Raw genomic sequence first — 16,043 nt, 5'->3', positions numbered from 1 at the left:
TCTACTGCTATTCAAAAAATTTTAAATTAATGTAAATAGTTGGTAGATTCGGTCGTAACTTTTTATAATGCCGAGCGTCATTTACCCAGTACAAAGCTATGTCTGAGAGTATTGCTGTACCCGTAGGGCGTCGTCTATTTACCTGAAAATTGCTGATTTTACTAATTGGCTGTGGTGGAGCGTAGGCGTAGCCCGCACTTCTCTACGAGACGCTGCGCTCACCAGCCGCTCAGTGACCATCGTAGAAATCGCAATGACAAAACTGTAATACCAGTTTATTATCTATAATGTTGATCGACAAAATTGCCAGATATGGATTAACAAACTAGTCTGGAAGGTTCTTTTAGTGTGTTCAGGGGACTGGATCTATGATTAAGCTTGGTTTATTAGTACAGTCCCAGAATAACTCTTTGGGTATCGGAAAAGTTATGGAAATATCTGATACCAATGCGATCGTTGAGTATTTTTGCTCCATAGGGCAACGTCTGCAAAAAACTTTACCTTTAAATTCGCTCTCTCAAGTCAAGCTTGAACCCCAGTCTCGATGCTATGTCAAGTCGCAAACCCCGGATAAATGGATAGTTGGCAGAATTTTCATCTGGGATGAAGATACAGAAATGTATCAAATTGATTTACCAGATAAGAAAACTGCAATTGTTACTGAAGAAGAAATTTACGTTCGTTGCAATTTACCCAACACAGACCCCATCCAAACTCTGGCAATGAAGGGTCACGAAACGCCCTACTTCCACGACAAAAGATTGGCTTTTATGAAATCCTTAATTAAGCAACGCGCCGTCAGTCGGGGGATGACGGGACTGATTTCGGCAAATATAAATCTTTATCCTCACCAAGTTGAAGTAGTCAGGCGGGTACTAGAAGACCCAATTCAACGCTACTTGCTAGCAGATGAGGTGGGACTAGGAAAAACCATCGAAGCAGGTGCTATTCTGCGTCAATTCCTCCTCGATGAGCCAAAAAAAGGTGCAGTGGTAATAGTTCCGCAATATTTGCTCAAACAATGGCGGACTGAGTTAGAAAACAAGTTTTACATCTCCCATTTTCCCAAACGGGTAGCCGTGCTGGCGGTTGAAGATATCCATAAAATCAACCTGAAAGCGAAGATAGGCTGCTTAATTTTAGATGAAGCCCATCACATCGCAGCAATGGCAACCTCTAAGGATGCAGCAGTGCGCCAGCGTTTTGAGACTTGCAAAAATATTGCCCATAAGAGCGATCGCTTACTTTTATTATCCGCCACTCCTGTTCTCAATCATGAGCAAGATTTTCTGGCAATGTTGCACTTGCTGGACCCGACAACCTATAAACTTGATGATTTAGCAGGTTTTCGTGCCAAAGTTGAAAGCCGTCAGGAAATTGGTAGACTTCTGCTTTCTTTTAAAGAAGGTGCGGAGCCTCTTGTTCTCAAAAGCAACTTGCAGCAATTGCGAAATCTCTTTGCTGAGGATAAGTATTTACTGAAGCTGGCGGATGATTTAGAAAATTGTTTACAAGCAAATTCTAGTAACCAAGAGCAAATCGTCCAAGGGATTCGCACTCACGTCAGCGATACCTATCGACTACATCGGCGAATGCTTCGCAACCGTCGCGCTGCGGTGGAAGATGTGATATTTGACCGCAATTTTACGCCGAAAGAAGAGTATGATTTAGACGAGCGATCGCTTGATATCCACGAACTGATCAATCAATGGCGTAGTGTTGCTCCCCATGAATTGGAGTATCAGCGAATTTTTCTGCTGTTATTCCTAGCTGCTGGTACTTGGTTAGGCATTTTAGAGCAGGTAATTGCCGCCCGGTTAACTGGTAAACCTCATGCTAAACTCATCCAGGAGTTTAAAGAAGATGATATTCGCCTATTAACTACAACTCCCAAATTCTCAGGGGAAGAAGAGATTCTGCAATCCTTACTAAAAGTTATTCGTCAACCTCAAGAGGACGGAGAACGGACGGAGAATTTGAAAACTGTGCTGCTGAATCAGCTAGGTACTTACTTCAAAATTCCCGCAAACATTCGGAAGAATCAAAACGAATTCCTAACGAGAATACAGCAGAGAATTCGCAGGCCAATTACTGGCGATATTCTACCCAAATTTATTGTATTTACCAGTTTTGGGCAAACTTGTGCCGAAATTGTCCGGTATTTGTCTAATACCTTTGGTGCAGAGACAGTAGCCAGCCATCAATTTGGAGAATCACCAGATAAGGTTGAGGAAGGCATAAATAGGTTCAAGAATAACCCAAACTGCTTTATTCTAGTATGCGATCGCTCTGGAGAAGAAGGACGTAACCTCCAGTTTGCCGACTGGTTAATTCATTTTGACCTTCCTTGGTCGCCTAATCAATTAGAACAGAGAATTGGCAGACTTGACCGCATTGGCAGCAAAATTGGCATCCAATCCTGTGCCTTAATTGGCCCCTATTTGCCAGATAGCCCTCACAATGCTTGGTATAAAGTATTAAAAGATGGGTTTGGTATTTTCCAACAATCAATTGCCAGTCTCCAGTTTTATGTGGATGAAAAACTTGCAGAATTAGAAACAGTTTTGTTTCAATCAAGTGCGGCTGGATTGTTAGAGATGATTGAGCCAATTCAGTCGCAAATTGAAGCGGAAATAGTGAAAATTAGCGAACAAAATACTCTAGATGAAATTGACGCTAATGATGAAATTGCAACCCAGTATTTTCAAGATTTAGATAATTACGATGCTTGTCATTTAGAAATTAAGCGAGCAATTGAAGGCTGGATTTGTGACGCGCTGGGATTCAGGGGACAAAATAACCCAGATTCATCAGAGATGCGACGTTATCAACCGACAACGCGGACCTTAGTTCCCATAAATGAGTTAAAAAACCGTTTTGCTGATAGTTCTTTAGACCAATTTGGTACTTATAATCGCCGGGTAGCAAATCAGAATTCTGGGATAAAACTCTTTCGGATTGGGGAAGGATTTGTAGAAGCACTCTTGAATTATATAAACTGGGATGACCGAGGTGAAGCCTTTGCCATGTGGCGCACTGATGCATCTTGGGATGCTAAAGAAGGGATGGAGTGGTTCGGTTTCCAATGTAATTATGTAGTGGAGGTAAATTTAAGAATTGCCAAACAAGTTTTAATCGATTACAAACTAGATAATTCTCAATTCAAAAACTTGCAGCGACGTGTTGATGCTTTATTTCCGCCAATTATAGAAACTATCTATGTTGATGGTCGCAACGAGCAAATACGTGTTGTTGAGGATAGAGCAATCTTAAGTATTCTGCAACGTCCATATAAAGATAAAAACAATAATCAAGGACGAGATTACAATCTAGCAAAAGAACGCTTAGGAATTATTGATGATTTTGTTGACTCTAGTAAATGGCAAAATTTTTGCTATCAAGTGCGTAACACTTCTTCGGAATTACTCTCCAATCGTCCCGATTTTATTGAATTGTGCCAAAGTTCTGCTACTGTTGCTGAAAAGAAATTAGACAATCGAGTAGAACAATTACGCCTACGTCTAAACCAGCAAAGTTGGGATAATGCATTAGCTGAAGAATTAAAAATAGAAACGGCTTTAAATGTAGCCATTCTAGAGGGAATTCGCCAGCCGCTTCTGAGGCTTGATTCTGTGGGTTTCATTATTGTATCTGGGCGATCGCTTGTGCAATTTGAGTAATATTATGTGCGGTTAAATAGCCTTTTCGTCATAAATACGCTATTCGGGTTATAAATGTAGTCAGCGAAGGCGCCGCAATACTCGAACCCGTACCGTGTGTACAAGGCTCGTGCTAAGGCGAACTCTGGAATTGCCCCTGTTTCCAAATTCAGACGATCATAACCACGCTGTTCAGCTTCTTTGATGATGTGTTCAAAAATCTTCGAGGCGACACCCCTACGACGATGAGCCTTAGCGGTACGCATTGATTTGACTTCACCACTTTTTGAAGAAAGTTCTTTCAATGCCCCGCATCCGAGTAATTCATCCCCCTCCCAAGCCGAAAAGAAAATAATATTGGGTGAGCGCAATGCCTCTAAATCATAAGCATGAACGCTTCCAGGCGGAGTAATCTCATGCATACTTTCGAGATGTTCCTGTATAAAATCAGCGATCTTTTTACCTGTCAGGTCATCTTGGCGAATTTGCAATCGACTCATCTCCTTAATTTGCTAGAGAATTCTACTCGCTTAGGGGTATAGAGAATCTCGCGTCTGAGACGAAAGTTTTTATTGCGATAAGGTTATGTCTAGGTAATGTAATACATTTTCCAGTTCTGTCAATTGAACGTTGCGGTCGAATAGGAGCGATCGCGGTAGAAGAGGCTTGATAATTAACCATTCGGCATCGCTTAAACCACTTGGGTATAGTTTGCAATGCGGATTCAAGGGTCGCGGGTAGACGGCTCATCGACAACAAAATAACTATACTCGATTTAGCCTATAACGTGAGTAAAGCCAGATTTAGTTCTGTTTAGACTTTCTTTACGAATTAGATATCAGGACAGGTTATGACTATTCTCCACGCATTAATAAACGGTAAAGAAGCATTCGGCTAAGTTCATTCTGTTTATCCATTTCCAGAAGGATTATATCTCCATTTTTGAAAATAACTTGAAAGTATTTAGCATCAAGGTAATCGTCATTGTTTTTACCTTCATCCGCTACTTTTGTTTCCTGGATTTCTTTATACTTTAGGTAATATATATTGTCTTCTACGTCTATAACGTTAAATACTATCATCGTCCTTGATTGCTTTTCAGTTAAAGGTTACAATCTTGAGAATAAGTCGTAGAGTAACTCTAAGTCTGTACCAATTTGTTCAAAAGTAAATAACTTCTGGTGATGCAGAATTAGAACTTTTCACAATTTTTACTGGAGTTGAGCAAATTCTCCAGGCAATAAATAGCTCAAATGCCTTTACAGTAAGCGTTGTAAGGGCTTTTATTTAGAGTCAATCACTCTCTTTGTTTTAAGTTTTGGATGATGATTTTTTAACAAGCGCTCAAGAAATGGACTTCCAGAAAATAAAATAGACAAATATTTGACTGGTTTCAACTTTTAAAACATCCTCTAAGATAAATAGACCACGCGGTAGGGGCACAGCATTGCTCATTGGTATCAACTTAAGCCCAAACCCTTTTCAAACCTAATTTCCAGCCAGAGACTGAAAATGTTGCTTATTGGGCTGCTGCCGCAAGTAAACGTAAGAGCGTCTTCAAAGAAGATATGGATGCTACTCAACTAGCTGCGTTGATTATCATTGGTAGTCCTATTCCGAAAGGAACTTGTTCGATAGCTGTTATTACACAGATTCAGCAAGGTGGTTTACCACCGTAAGATGTCATAGATTCCAGTCACATATAGAGAGCGCGTAGGGCTGGGAAACTGAGATAAAATTAATTATATTTTTGACTTTACCGGAAAAATAAGTAAGTATTAACACTAGTGATACTGAAACCAAGTGATTATACTAAAAGTCGAAAATGAAACGTTCAAATCGCCTTGCTTGGATGGGAGCGATCGCACTCGCAGCGATCGTTTTACTTAGTTTGCTCGCCGCTCCCAATAATACTAAACTTAACACTGGCTCTACATATAACCGCGCCTCTGATGGCTATGGTGCTTGGTATGCTTTTATGCAACAGCAGGGAATTTCTATCAAGCGCTGGCAAAAGCCTTTTAGTGATATTCAAGAAAACAGCCCACTCACCATCCTACAGGTAGGCGGCTATCCAAGGGAGACGACACTGGATAGTCAAGAGCGTGAATGGGTAGAAAAAGGGAATACTTTGATAATTTTGGGTGCAGGGGCGCGGGTTACAGAAGCAGAGTTTAGCACTATGCAGAAATCTCTCCAAGGTGATATCAAAATTGATACACGTAGACGATATCAGAAAGCTAACTCCAAGCAAGTTGATTTAGGCGATCGCTTTGGTGCTGTTGTCTGGGAAGAAAATTACAAAAAGGGAAAGGTGATTTTTTCTACCACTCCTTATTTAGCCGCCAACGCCTACCAAGATTATTTAAGTAATTTCAAGTATCTAGCGAGTTTAGTAACGGAAAAAGGTAACACAGTATTTGTCGATGAATACATCCACGGCTATAAAGATGCCGATGTCAGGAAGAAAGAAAGCGAAGGAGATTTATCTAGCTTTTTTACAAAAACTCCCTTATTTCCAATATTAGTGCAAGCAATTATCCTGCTATTGGTGCTAATTTGGGCGCAGAATCGCCGCTTTGGCAAGCCAGTAGCTTTAGATACACCAGTTGTAGATAACAGCGAGGCATACATCCAAGCTTTAGCCGGAGTCTTGCAGAAAGCTGATACCACCGACTTTGTTGTGCAGATGGTGGGTAAACAAGAACAACTACAACTCCAAAAAGCCTTGGGATTAGGGCAAGTACTTTTAGAACGTCAAGCCTTGATCAATTTCTGGATAGAAAAAACAGGTGCAAGTGCAGCAGAACTAGATGCAGTTTTAAAGCTACAATCTCGCAAAGAACCCATCAGTGAACGAGAGCTGTTAAGCTGGTTGGGGAAATGGCGAAGCATCAGGCTAATTCGTAATTCGTAATGACGCTCGCGGACTCGCTACCGCTACGCTAACATAATTCGTAATTAATTTTTTGGAATTAAGCATAATATTTCTGCGTTAGTTATTTATCAATAAAAAAATATGAGTGAAACCCATCCTATCTTAATTCGCCTTGGTCAAGGTCTTAATCAAGTAGTTGTCGGACAATCTAGCCTAATACAACAGCTTTTAGTGGCACTGTTAGCGGGTGGACACGTAATTTTGGAAGGAGTACCGGGAACTGGGAAAACTCTCCTAGTAAAAGTGTTGGCGCAGTTAATCGAAGGGGAGTTTCGCCGGATTCAACTAACACCAGATGTCTTACCTTCAGATATTACTGGCACAAATATTTTTGACTTGAATAGCCGCAATTTCACTTTGAAAAAAGGACCAATATTTACCGAAGTGCTGCTAGCAGACGAAATCAATCGTACTCCTCCCAAGACACAAGCGGCGCTACTGGAAGCGATGGAAGAGATGCAGGTAACGCTGGATGGTGAAAGTTTACCCTTACCAGATTTATTTTGGGTGATTGCAACTCAAAATCCCCTGGAATTTGAGGGGACTTATCCCTTACCAGAGGCGCAGTTGGACAGATTTTTATTTAAGCTGGTGGTAGATTACCCCGATCAAGCTGCTGAAAAGCAAATGTTACTCAATCGTCAGGCGGGGTTTGCAGCAAGGCGTTTGGATATTAGCCGTTTAAAACCAATAGCAACAGTCGCCGAGATTTTGCAAGCACGAGAAGCAGTCAAAGAAGTTAAAGTATCAGAAGCGATCGTTGATTATTTGTTGGCGTTGGTGAGAACATCGCGTCAATATCCTGATTTAACTTTGGGCGCATCACCTCGCGCTGCCGGTGCTTGGTTGCAGACATCTCAAGCCCTAGCGTGGTTAGCTGCAAGAGATTTTGTAACGCCAGATGATGTGAAAGCAGTTGCATCGCCACTGCTACGTCATCGCCTCATTTTGAAACCAGAAGCAATGCTGGATGGTTTACAAATGGATGCGGTAATTGCGTCGGTAATTAATCAAGTACCAGTTCCAAGATGAAAAAATTCTTTGTAAGGCTATACAAGTAAAATCCGCGCCCAGAGTTGTCTCATTGGGCTAAAAAACTCAAGGCACATAAAAATATCAATGTGAAGAATGTGGTTTTAACTACGCTATTCCATTAAATTAGTAAGATAAACTTGCCGTATGTATGTCATCAAACTACTGACTTTCATCTAGTAACAAAAAAGGCAGAACTCATGACCAAAGAAGTAGTGAAAGTAATATTATGGGAAGAAAATCAAAAAGATTTTCTCAAAAAGTTCTACGATCTCCAATTTACTCCCAGAGTAGGAGAAGAAGTTTACCTAAAAAAGGAAAGATGGAAAGTAACCAGAGTTGAGCATGATTTAGAAATTAGTGAGATTAATGTCTACATGGAATTAATCAAAAAAGCCAAGCAGGACAAATCATCTAATTCATAAATAAAATTAAATACACTCAACTATCAGAAAAGGGAGGTTATTAGCCTCCCTCAATTCTTACAATAATATACTCGGCGATTAAAAATCGCGGCTACACAAACTAAGTTTGCCTACGCGGACTCCAGGAATTTGAAACCCACCGAGGTGGGTTTTGTCTGTATAGCCACAAATTCCATTCGCCAGGGCTTTTTTAAACTTTTTACAAACGAGTTCTTTTTAATGCAATAGATAACTGGCGTAATCGTTCGCTAACTTCTAGGTTTGACTCTTGTGACTTCAAGTTATACGGTATTTCAGCCAATAAAAGTGGATTTTCTTGCAACCATTCATTAAAAGCTACTCCTGTCCAAGTACCTTCTTTATCTCTAAAACTATCAATTAAACCCTTGAGTTCCTGAATACAGAATGACTCAAATCCAGCAGCCTCAAAAATTGCATAACGCAAATATTCTTCAAAGGCATTAATATCATTTTCAACTTCAAAAATTACAGCTTCTTGGGGAGGTCTGAAGTCATTAGCAACATCTATTCCTATTTGTGTTGCTACTCTTGTTATTCCTAGTACTTGTTGACGAATTCCAGGGTTAAAAATTAAATCAGAACCATATTTTACATATCTTTTCAGAACTCTAAAAGCAGGTTCTTCACCACTATAGTAGTTATCAATAATTTCAATATCCACTCCCAGGCTTTTGATTATTTTATTACGAGTATCACTGTTAACTGGCCCACGAATTAGTGTTTCTGCCACTGGACGTGCAAATCGTAAAAATAATACACTTAAACTATTTTCTAGTTTAGATAAAAAATAATCCTCTGAATTTTCAATTAGTCTGGCTTTTACTTGACTACTTCCCCATAATAAACTTGTCATATATTCAACTAATTTTAATGCTTCATCCTTTAGCTCTAGAGCAAGTTGATGGGCAATTGAAGATAAAACTTTAGTAATATCACCGTACAAGTCATCACGCCAAGCAAAGTTAGCTCTCATGCGGTCAAACTCTGGATTTGAGTTAGCAAGAAAAATAGTATCTCTCTTTCTAAATGTTTCCTCCCTTAGTTGATTCATTTCGTTTTCAACGATTTGTATATATCGTTCTCGAAATTTTTCTATTTGGGTTAAGGAGTTAGCAGCTAAAGTATCTAATGGTTTGTTAACAACAGAAAATTCATAGTATTTTTGTAAGTCTGCTTTAATTTTTTCCCATTTTTGATTCCACCATTCTGTAAATAAAACACGTCTATTGTTTTCTTCAAATAGCTTTGCTTCTTCGGGATTTTCTGGATATTTTTTACTTACTATAGTATAAATATTTTCAGAATTACTTAGGATTTTACTGATAGATATCTCACACCTTTTCTTTAATATAGATACACGTTCAGTGTTGATATAGTTAAATATTTTGTCTTTTATTTCTGGAATGCCAGTGCCATTTCTATTTAGACTTTTTTCATCAGAGATTCCAGTTAATCTCTGCAACTGAGCTTGAATGTTACTTGCATCTCCAATCTCTAATTTAGTCTGTTCTCCAGCTAAACCATTCAAAATGAGATATGCTCCTGCTGAACCATGTACAATGCGATCGCGTGGAAGTTTTGCACGTCTTTCCCAGTCTTGAGATGCTTCTTCAATATGTGTTGTAAGCGCCTCTGCACTACCTATGGAATCAATTCGACTTAAAAACACAAAAAGCTTGTCAGCAACGGTGACGTTTTTATCGCCAAGTTCTGTAAATTTTATTATTTCCAGTTCCTTCTCTCTAAGGCTAGTAAAACGCTGTACCAATATCACAGCATCACAGTCTGACAGCATTTCTTGTGCTTCGTCAACGTGCTTTGCTAAACCTGAATCCAAACCCGGAACATCATAAAAAACGATACCTTCAGCCTGAGCAAGTTTGTTAGTATAAAGTCTAGCTTCTAAAACAGCATGAGCATATTTTTCATCTGCTACATATTTCTTTAGTGGTTCTCTAATATCTTCCAGTCTAGTAAATGGAAAAGTAAGATTACCTTCTCTTTTTACCTGTTGTAAAGTTATTTCGTTTGCTCGAATAGTTTTGAGGTCTTCTTGCGCCCCTGCTTTTTCAAGTTCTTTTAGTAAGTTGATAAACTGATCTTCGGTTCTCGCTTGTACTTCAAGTCTTTGTTCAGACTCATTTTCAACTGAATAAATTTGTGTTGTTGTAAATGTACATCTTCCTCCTTTCGCTGGGAGTAAATCACATTCTAACCAAGCATTAATAAAAGTGCTTTTTCCTGCTTTCTCTAAACCCACAACAGCAATACGAAACTCGCGTTTTTTGAGTCTTTCAAGTTGACGACGAGTTGGTTCTGCTTCTTGCAAAAGTACCTCTTTTAATTGATGAGGAACTTCTGCTTGGGGTAGCATAGCCAAATTAATCGCGTGTCGCTGCACATTTAGAGCATCGCTAAGACGAGTCTCATAGTAAGAAGAAGCAGTTTGCCAATCCATTTGTAGATTCCTTAAACGCGGTTAAATTTTTCTAAACCAGATAGATTTCTGAGACAAGCTAATTGTTTAACAACGCCTTGTCCATGAGATGGTAGATTTCTCTTTAAAATATAAGGGACTTTTTTACCAATCATTTCTTGCCCTTCATCGATATAAATTTTTACATAAACTTCTAGGTTACTATTAGTTGGAATATCTTCATCTGTTATTTCTGGATGCAGCTGGTTTGAGTCAGGTTCTTCTGTGCATACAAAATATGAGGCAGCATCTATGAGTTTTTCTATGTCAGAGACATTTATTTGATCATTTTTTATTAAATTACCAATCGCATTTGCTGACACAACAAGACATAAAGCTGCGGTAAGGGATTTTCGAGGCGGAGTTACTGACTGTTGAGAGGGGGGTGCTAGTTGTAAATTTCTTGCTTTGTTTCCTCTTTCTTGTGTTGCCTTTTGTTCCTTTATATATTCGAGATATTTTACGCAGGAATAAGCCCCAGCAAGGGTACAAGCTATTACCACAATCCAAAATAGTTCCCTTTCTGGATCGTGTCTGAGCAGATTGATTGGATTAAATGAATCGTTTGGATTACTTATTACACCATCAACAATTCTCTTATCCTCATCCAGTGTTGCATAACTTTCGATACCAAAATAATTACAAATATTTTTAGCTTTAGAACCTGGTTGTTCTGCATAAAGTATTATGTGCATTACATCATATAGAACACCCCGCCCCTGATTTGTTATTTGAGGAGATACCTGTTCAAAAATTTGATTATACACAATTACGAGTTGATTATTTACCACTAGATTTTAAGGCTCCTCTTTTAAGAACATTTTTAAGCTAGAAAATTCTTCTGCAAGGTATTGAGCTTTTTTTTGCATAGGTTGCCAAACGTTTCTTTGCTTTTCATAATCTAAAGTTATTTCTTGGTTAGCTTTATCAAGTCTGGCTTGATAACGGTCAATAATCTCATTCTGGGTTTTGTCTACATTTTTTTTTAGACTTCCAATTTGTTCTATTAACCAGTGTGCAATTTGATTTACTATTTTTAATTCTTCCTCTTTCCCCTGAAGTATCCAACCTGTGAGTAAATCTTCTACACTGGGAATTTTAGCATTATCGCTAGAACGTGTTTTATATTCAGTTTCATAAATTGTTTTTTTCCCTATCCATAATGTATACCAAGTTCTTTCTTCTCTTGTAACCTGTATCGCCTCCTGCCAAGTGCCTTGGTTAATAGGAAAGCCTGCTTGAAAACGAAAGTTAAATGTGGGTTGACTCTCAACTTTACTGAGTTGGGATTCAGGAAACTTGATTGCTATATTAGGTGCAATATCATTTGCTCCCTTTTCGATATGAGACAAATCGCAATTGAAAAGTTCTACCACTGCTTGATACATTCTCTTTAATTCTTGATTAGAAATTTGCTTTAATACATCCTCCATCACAATATTCAAATGAATAGCTAATTCATTTAACTCTTCATTTATTTGTTTAAGTTTATTTTTCTCTGCGTCTGTTCGTGCTTCCATTGTTTTACCTTCTTTAGCATCGGAAGCTGTGTAGCCTAAGTTCACTAGTCGGTTTAAGTTTCTTTCTAGCAAATTGACATTTAAAGTATTTGCTTTTTTTAAATTTGGACTGTCTAAGTCTACCCTTCCACTTTCTAAAGATTTTGCAACTGATTCTAGTATTTGGTTTATCCCCTGACCTAATTCCCGTCGCCATCCATAAAGTGGATATAATTTTTCTCCTAATGAATTATAAGGTTCTACAACCTTGAGTTCCAAAATTGTTGATTCGAGATACCGCACAGGATCATCTTCTGACTCTTCTGCTATAACTTGTTTAATTTTTGTATCTATTCTTTCAAAAGGTTCTATTAAATTTTTATCACTAATTTCAAGAAAACGTTCAATTGCTGACCTAATATATGAAATATTATCGCATTCTTGTTGATAGCATTTCTCCGAACTATTAAGAATAGCTGTTGTTGTTTGTGTAGCCCATTCTGTTATGGCATTTCCAGCAGCAACATTAAAACCTTCTATAATTTGCGGTATTACTAACTGTGGAAAATTTTTAGTAATATGGTCTTTTAAATTATGCTGGAATTCTTCAGCATAAGATTTTTGCCATAATGCTTCAGCAACCCTGTTTCTGTCGTGCCTAGACCATTTTTGTGTGTTACGTGGCAAGTCTTCTAATATATCTTGGATTAATCCATTAAAATTGTTATCCGCTTTTTTACACGCATCAACACTGTATATATCATCATTATTTTGTATCTGAAGGGATAACAGAGCAGGCCATGTACTAAGTTTTACTACTTGTAAATTCTCAATATCTTCTGTATGTTCTTTTAATTGTTCAGTTAGTTCATTTTTAATATCACGTATAGCCTTTTCAACAAACCGGTTTTCTGTTTCTGGCCAGTTTCTATCTGCTCGAAAAACGTCAATTCGATTAAGAATAAAAAGCATCCGCGCAGGAGAACCACCTAAATCTTTTACCTGCTGTACAACTTCTTGCAACAAACTTTTTACTTTCTGTGAATCCGTTTCAGCACTGTTGTATGTCACTATACACAAAGCTTCACGACACTGTTTAATGATATTGGCGTTACCTTCATCACCCACATACGCCAAACCAGGTAAATCCAAAATTCTTACCCTTGTGCTGTGTGGTAGTTCCAGCTTAGATTCTTTTAAAAGCCTGAAGGGGTAAAAGATTGTAGATTGTGGACAAGCTAAATTCGGTTGTGTTTCTCTATTTTCGATGTAACTTATCATCGCTTGGTACAGACGCTGATAAATCTTCTCTTCAGTAATACCTCTCCATTCCCCACACTCCCACAATGCTCCTGGTGTTTCATGGATGATGAGAGACTTTTCCTTACTGTACTCAATAGTGACTGCCCCAGCACTCATTTCACTTACTGCTACCGGGACAATTTCGGCTCCGCATAGCAAATTCACGAGAGTACTTTTACCGCTACTAGTAGTTCCTGTAGTAGCAAGGGTGAGAGTGGGATTGCGAAGCTCATGAACCAGCTTGCTTAAAGCTTCCTCTAATTTACTGGAAAGTTCTTGCATCTCCGGCTGATATGTATCTGGTAAATGCTCGGAAATTTCTGTGTAAAAGTTATTCCAGTATTTAGCAAGGAGTTTCGCTTTTACTTCTACGTCTTCAAATATTTTGTATACTTTATCACTCATATTTATGTGTTTATGCTGTGTTCGCCCAATTATAAGCAATAGAAAAAATTAATGTCTTTTTATACATTAATTTTTTTTAATATTCGGTAATAAGAAGACTAACCGCGCTCGCACAAGTAGTACATAGCACTGGCTCAAAGAACGCTTACGGTATAGCTTTTTCAGCTTTGATACCACAAGCATTTTTTACTTTTGATTTATTAAAATCATTAAAAATGATGCGCCAAATCCTTAATGCTCAATGCCCTATTCGCAGTCTTGCCCGTGACAATAAACTATAAAAGTCAAAAAGCTTGAACAAAGACCGATCGCAACATTGAGCAGGAACTAGCTAAAAAATAGCGAGCGCACTCCAGCAAATACTATGAGAGTACAACACTAGTTGTACCTCCAGAGGTTGATAAAATGAAACGAACACTCTATATTCCTGATGAGTTGTGGAAACAACTTGACCAATACTTAAAAGATCACCCAGAGCAAAACCCATCAAGTGTTATACAGGCAGCATTGGCAGAAAAGTTACACTCCAAAAATGGTTCAAGGTTACTATTCCTGGCAGGAATCGTGGAAAATGCTCCTCCAGACGCTTCATTACACAGGTAAGTTGAAACATTGTCAGCTTGAGCTATGGTATCTAATGCCCCACACCCAATCTTGTCTGTAACGATACACTATAAAAGTAAAGAAATGTAAATGAATTAAATTTTGCAACCGTGGAAAATATCACATTGGGGCAAAATGGCCCAGTTGTTACACCCTTGTGCATAGGCACTTGGGCTTGGGGTGATAAACTATTTTGGAATTATGGCAACAGCTACGGCCCAGAACAGTTACAAGAAGCCTTTACAGCAGCCTTAGAAGCTGGTGTTACCTTCTTTGATAGTGCCGAAGTCTACGGAATGGGACTATCAGAGAAATTTTTGGGACAATTTTTGCAACAGACACAACAACCTGTACAAATCGCCACAAAATTTGGCCCCCTACCGTGGCGATTTACAGCCCAATCCGTCTCTGATGCTTTAACTCAAAGCCTCAAACGCCTACAATTACAGCAAATCGCCCTGTACCAAGTGCATTGGCCTTTTGCCTTCTTTTTAAGTCAAAAAACCTTGATGAATGCCCTAGCGGATGAAGTGAAGCTCGGCAGAATTGCCGCAGTCGGTGTGAGTAATTACTCAGCAGAGCAAATGCGAGACGCGCATCAAATATTGGCAGCCCGTGGAGTGCCTTTGGCTGTGAACCAAGTACGCTATTCTTTACTCAGTCGCCAAATTGAAAGCCAAGGTATTCTGGCAACTGCCCGTGATTTAGGTGTGACTATTTTGGCTTATAGTCCTCTAGCACAAGGATTACTCACTGGCAAGTACAGTCTTGATGGTGCTGAAACCCCCAGTGGTGCTAGGAAAATAGACTCGCGATTTAAGAAAGAAGGTCTGCAAAAAATTGCCCCAGTCATATCTTTGCTACGCAACTTCGGGGAAAAATACGATCGCACTACTGCTCAAGTTGCTCTCAACTGGTTAATTGCTCAGGGTAACGTTATTCCCATTGCTGGGGTGAAGACAGCCGAACAAGTGCGGCAAAATGCTGGTGCTTTGGGCTGGAGATTGAGCGATGATGAAATTGGGCAGTTAGAACTAGTTAGTCGTCCTTGGCTGTAATATTTCTAAACTACTCAAACACAGGAGGCCAAATTTCTGACACTACTAACTCCCAACCTGGTAATAAGTCTGGTAGTGTCAGTTTGTCGTTGTCCTGCAAAACTATTGGTTCTTGGTTGAGTCGATAAACGGTGAGCGTCAATTTGTCAGGAGCAATCAAAATACCAACCGTAGCTCCGAGTTGTAAGAATAGCTGAATCTTTTCAACCAATGGTTTGATGCGGTCTGACTTAGATTTTATTTCTACCATCAAGTCAGGCACCAGCTCCACAAAGTCGCGCTTGCTTGTTTTCAGTCTATCAGCACGAACAAAAGACACATCGGGAGCTCGGAGATTTCGTTTTTCGTTATCAGCTTCTTTGCCGTTTTCAGTTTCTAAGGTAGGCAAAATGAAACCCGCGCTAGAACCAGTTACCCGTCCTAGTCTCTGTGGGCGTACCCAATTACCCATCTGCCGTGCAAACTCTATACCTATTTCTTCTGACTCATAATCTGATGGGCCCATAACAAGTATATTTCCGTCTACTAGCTCCATCTGCCATTCTGGATGCTCTGCTTGCAGTTGCTCTAAGTCTGGAATAGTGAACATAAGACCACGAAGAATGCATCTTTAATTGATCTTCCT

At 39.1% G+C, this 16,043-nt stretch carries 13 protein-coding genes; 6 read left to right on the top strand and 7 right to left on the bottom strand.

Features of this window, described 5'->3' with window-relative positions; all coding sequences use genetic code 11:
• The first annotated feature begins 368 nt into the window (after positions 1–368).
• Positions 369–3,680: a protein DpdE gene (gene dpdE, locus V7K36_RS11670; protein WP_335115849.1), complete on the top strand. Its 3,312-nt coding sequence runs from the start codon at positions 369–371 to the stop codon at positions 3,678–3,680.
• A gap of 2 nt (positions 3,681–3,682) precedes the next feature.
• On the opposite strand, the gene V7K36_RS11665 is transcribed toward dpdE, so the two are convergent.
• The 3 genes from V7K36_RS11665 to V7K36_RS11655 form a co-directional block, all read right to left on the bottom strand.
• Positions 3,683–4,159 carry a GNAT family N-acetyltransferase gene (locus tag V7K36_RS11665; protein ID WP_335115847.1) on the bottom strand — a complete coding sequence of 159 codons (477 nt, stop codon included), beginning with the start codon at positions 4,157–4,159 and terminating at the stop codon, positions 3,683–3,685.
• 69 nt (positions 4,160–4,228) lie between these two features.
• Positions 4,229–4,387 carry a hypothetical protein gene (locus tag V7K36_RS11660; protein ID WP_335115845.1) on the bottom strand — a complete coding sequence of 53 codons (159 nt, stop codon included), beginning with the start codon at positions 4,385–4,387 and terminating at the stop codon, positions 4,229–4,231.
• A gap of 126 nt (positions 4,388–4,513) precedes the next feature.
• Entirely contained in the window at positions 4,514–4,741 is a 228-nt protein-coding gene (locus V7K36_RS11655) for a hypothetical protein (protein WP_334829750.1), read from the bottom strand.
• Between the two features lie 743 nt (positions 4,742–5,484).
• On the opposite strand from V7K36_RS11655, the gene V7K36_RS11650 reads away from it, so the two are divergent.
• From V7K36_RS11650 to V7K36_RS11640, 3 genes are all read left to right on the top strand, one after another.
• Positions 5,485–6,576 (top strand): DUF4350 domain-containing protein, encoded by a 1,092-nt coding sequence (locus tag V7K36_RS11650; protein ID WP_335115843.1) that lies wholly within the window; start codon positions 5,485–5,487, stop codon positions 6,574–6,576.
• Between the two features lie 102 nt (positions 6,577–6,678).
• Positions 6,679–7,629, top strand: coding sequence for an AAA family ATPase (locus V7K36_RS11645; RefSeq protein WP_335115841.1), 951 nt, complete (start codon positions 6,679–6,681; stop codon positions 7,627–7,629).
• 200 nt (positions 7,630–7,829) lie between these two features.
• Complete coding sequence (locus tag V7K36_RS11640) at positions 7,830–8,054, top strand: hypothetical protein (RefSeq protein ID WP_335115839.1); 225 nt, start codon at positions 7,830–7,832, stop codon at positions 8,052–8,054.
• Between the two features lie 199 nt (positions 8,055–8,253).
• Here V7K36_RS11640 and V7K36_RS11635 read toward each other — a convergent pair whose 3' ends face one another.
• The 3 genes from V7K36_RS11635 to V7K36_RS11625 are packed head-to-tail and all read right to left on the bottom strand — an operon-like array spanning position 8,254 to position 13,757.
• Positions 8,254–10,533, bottom strand: coding sequence for a dynamin family protein (locus tag V7K36_RS11635; RefSeq protein ID WP_335115837.1), 2,280 nt, complete (start codon positions 10,531–10,533; stop codon positions 8,254–8,256).
• 11 nt (positions 10,534–10,544) lie between these two features.
• A complete protein-coding gene (locus V7K36_RS11630; RefSeq protein ID WP_335115835.1) occupies positions 10,545–11,318 on the bottom strand; it encodes a hypothetical protein in 774 nt (257 codons plus the stop codon).
• A 30-nt stretch (positions 11,319–11,348) separates the two neighbouring features.
• Positions 11,349–13,757, bottom strand: a complete 2,409-nt coding sequence (locus tag V7K36_RS11625) for a dynamin family protein (protein ID WP_335115833.1) — start codon at positions 13,755–13,757, stop codon at positions 11,349–11,351.
• A 405-nt stretch (positions 13,758–14,162) separates the two neighbouring features.
• Here V7K36_RS11625 and V7K36_RS11620 point away from each other — a divergent pair, with 405 nt between their 5' ends.
• The gene (locus tag V7K36_RS11620; protein ID WP_335115831.1) at positions 14,163–14,360 is read left to right on the top strand and encodes a hypothetical protein; all 198 of its coding nucleotides are present in this window, start codon (positions 14,163–14,165) and stop codon (positions 14,358–14,360) included.
• Positions 14,361–14,470: 110 nt separating this feature from the next.
• Positions 14,471–15,418, top strand: coding sequence for an aldo/keto reductase (locus V7K36_RS11615; protein WP_335115829.1), 948 nt, complete (start codon positions 14,471–14,473; stop codon positions 15,416–15,418).
• A 10-nt stretch (positions 15,419–15,428) separates the two neighbouring features.
• Here V7K36_RS11615 and V7K36_RS11610 read toward each other — a convergent pair whose 3' ends face one another.
• Positions 15,429–16,007, bottom strand: coding sequence for a Uma2 family endonuclease (locus V7K36_RS11610; RefSeq protein ID WP_335115827.1), 579 nt, complete (start codon positions 16,005–16,007; stop codon positions 15,429–15,431).
• Positions 16,008–16,043 lie beyond the last annotated feature (36 nt).

The organism is Nostoc sp., assembly GCF_036919555.1.
GTDB lineage: Bacteria > Cyanobacteriota > Cyanobacteriia > Cyanobacteriales > Nostocaceae > Nostoc.
This window is presented reverse-complemented; position numbering and strand designations above follow the sequence as displayed.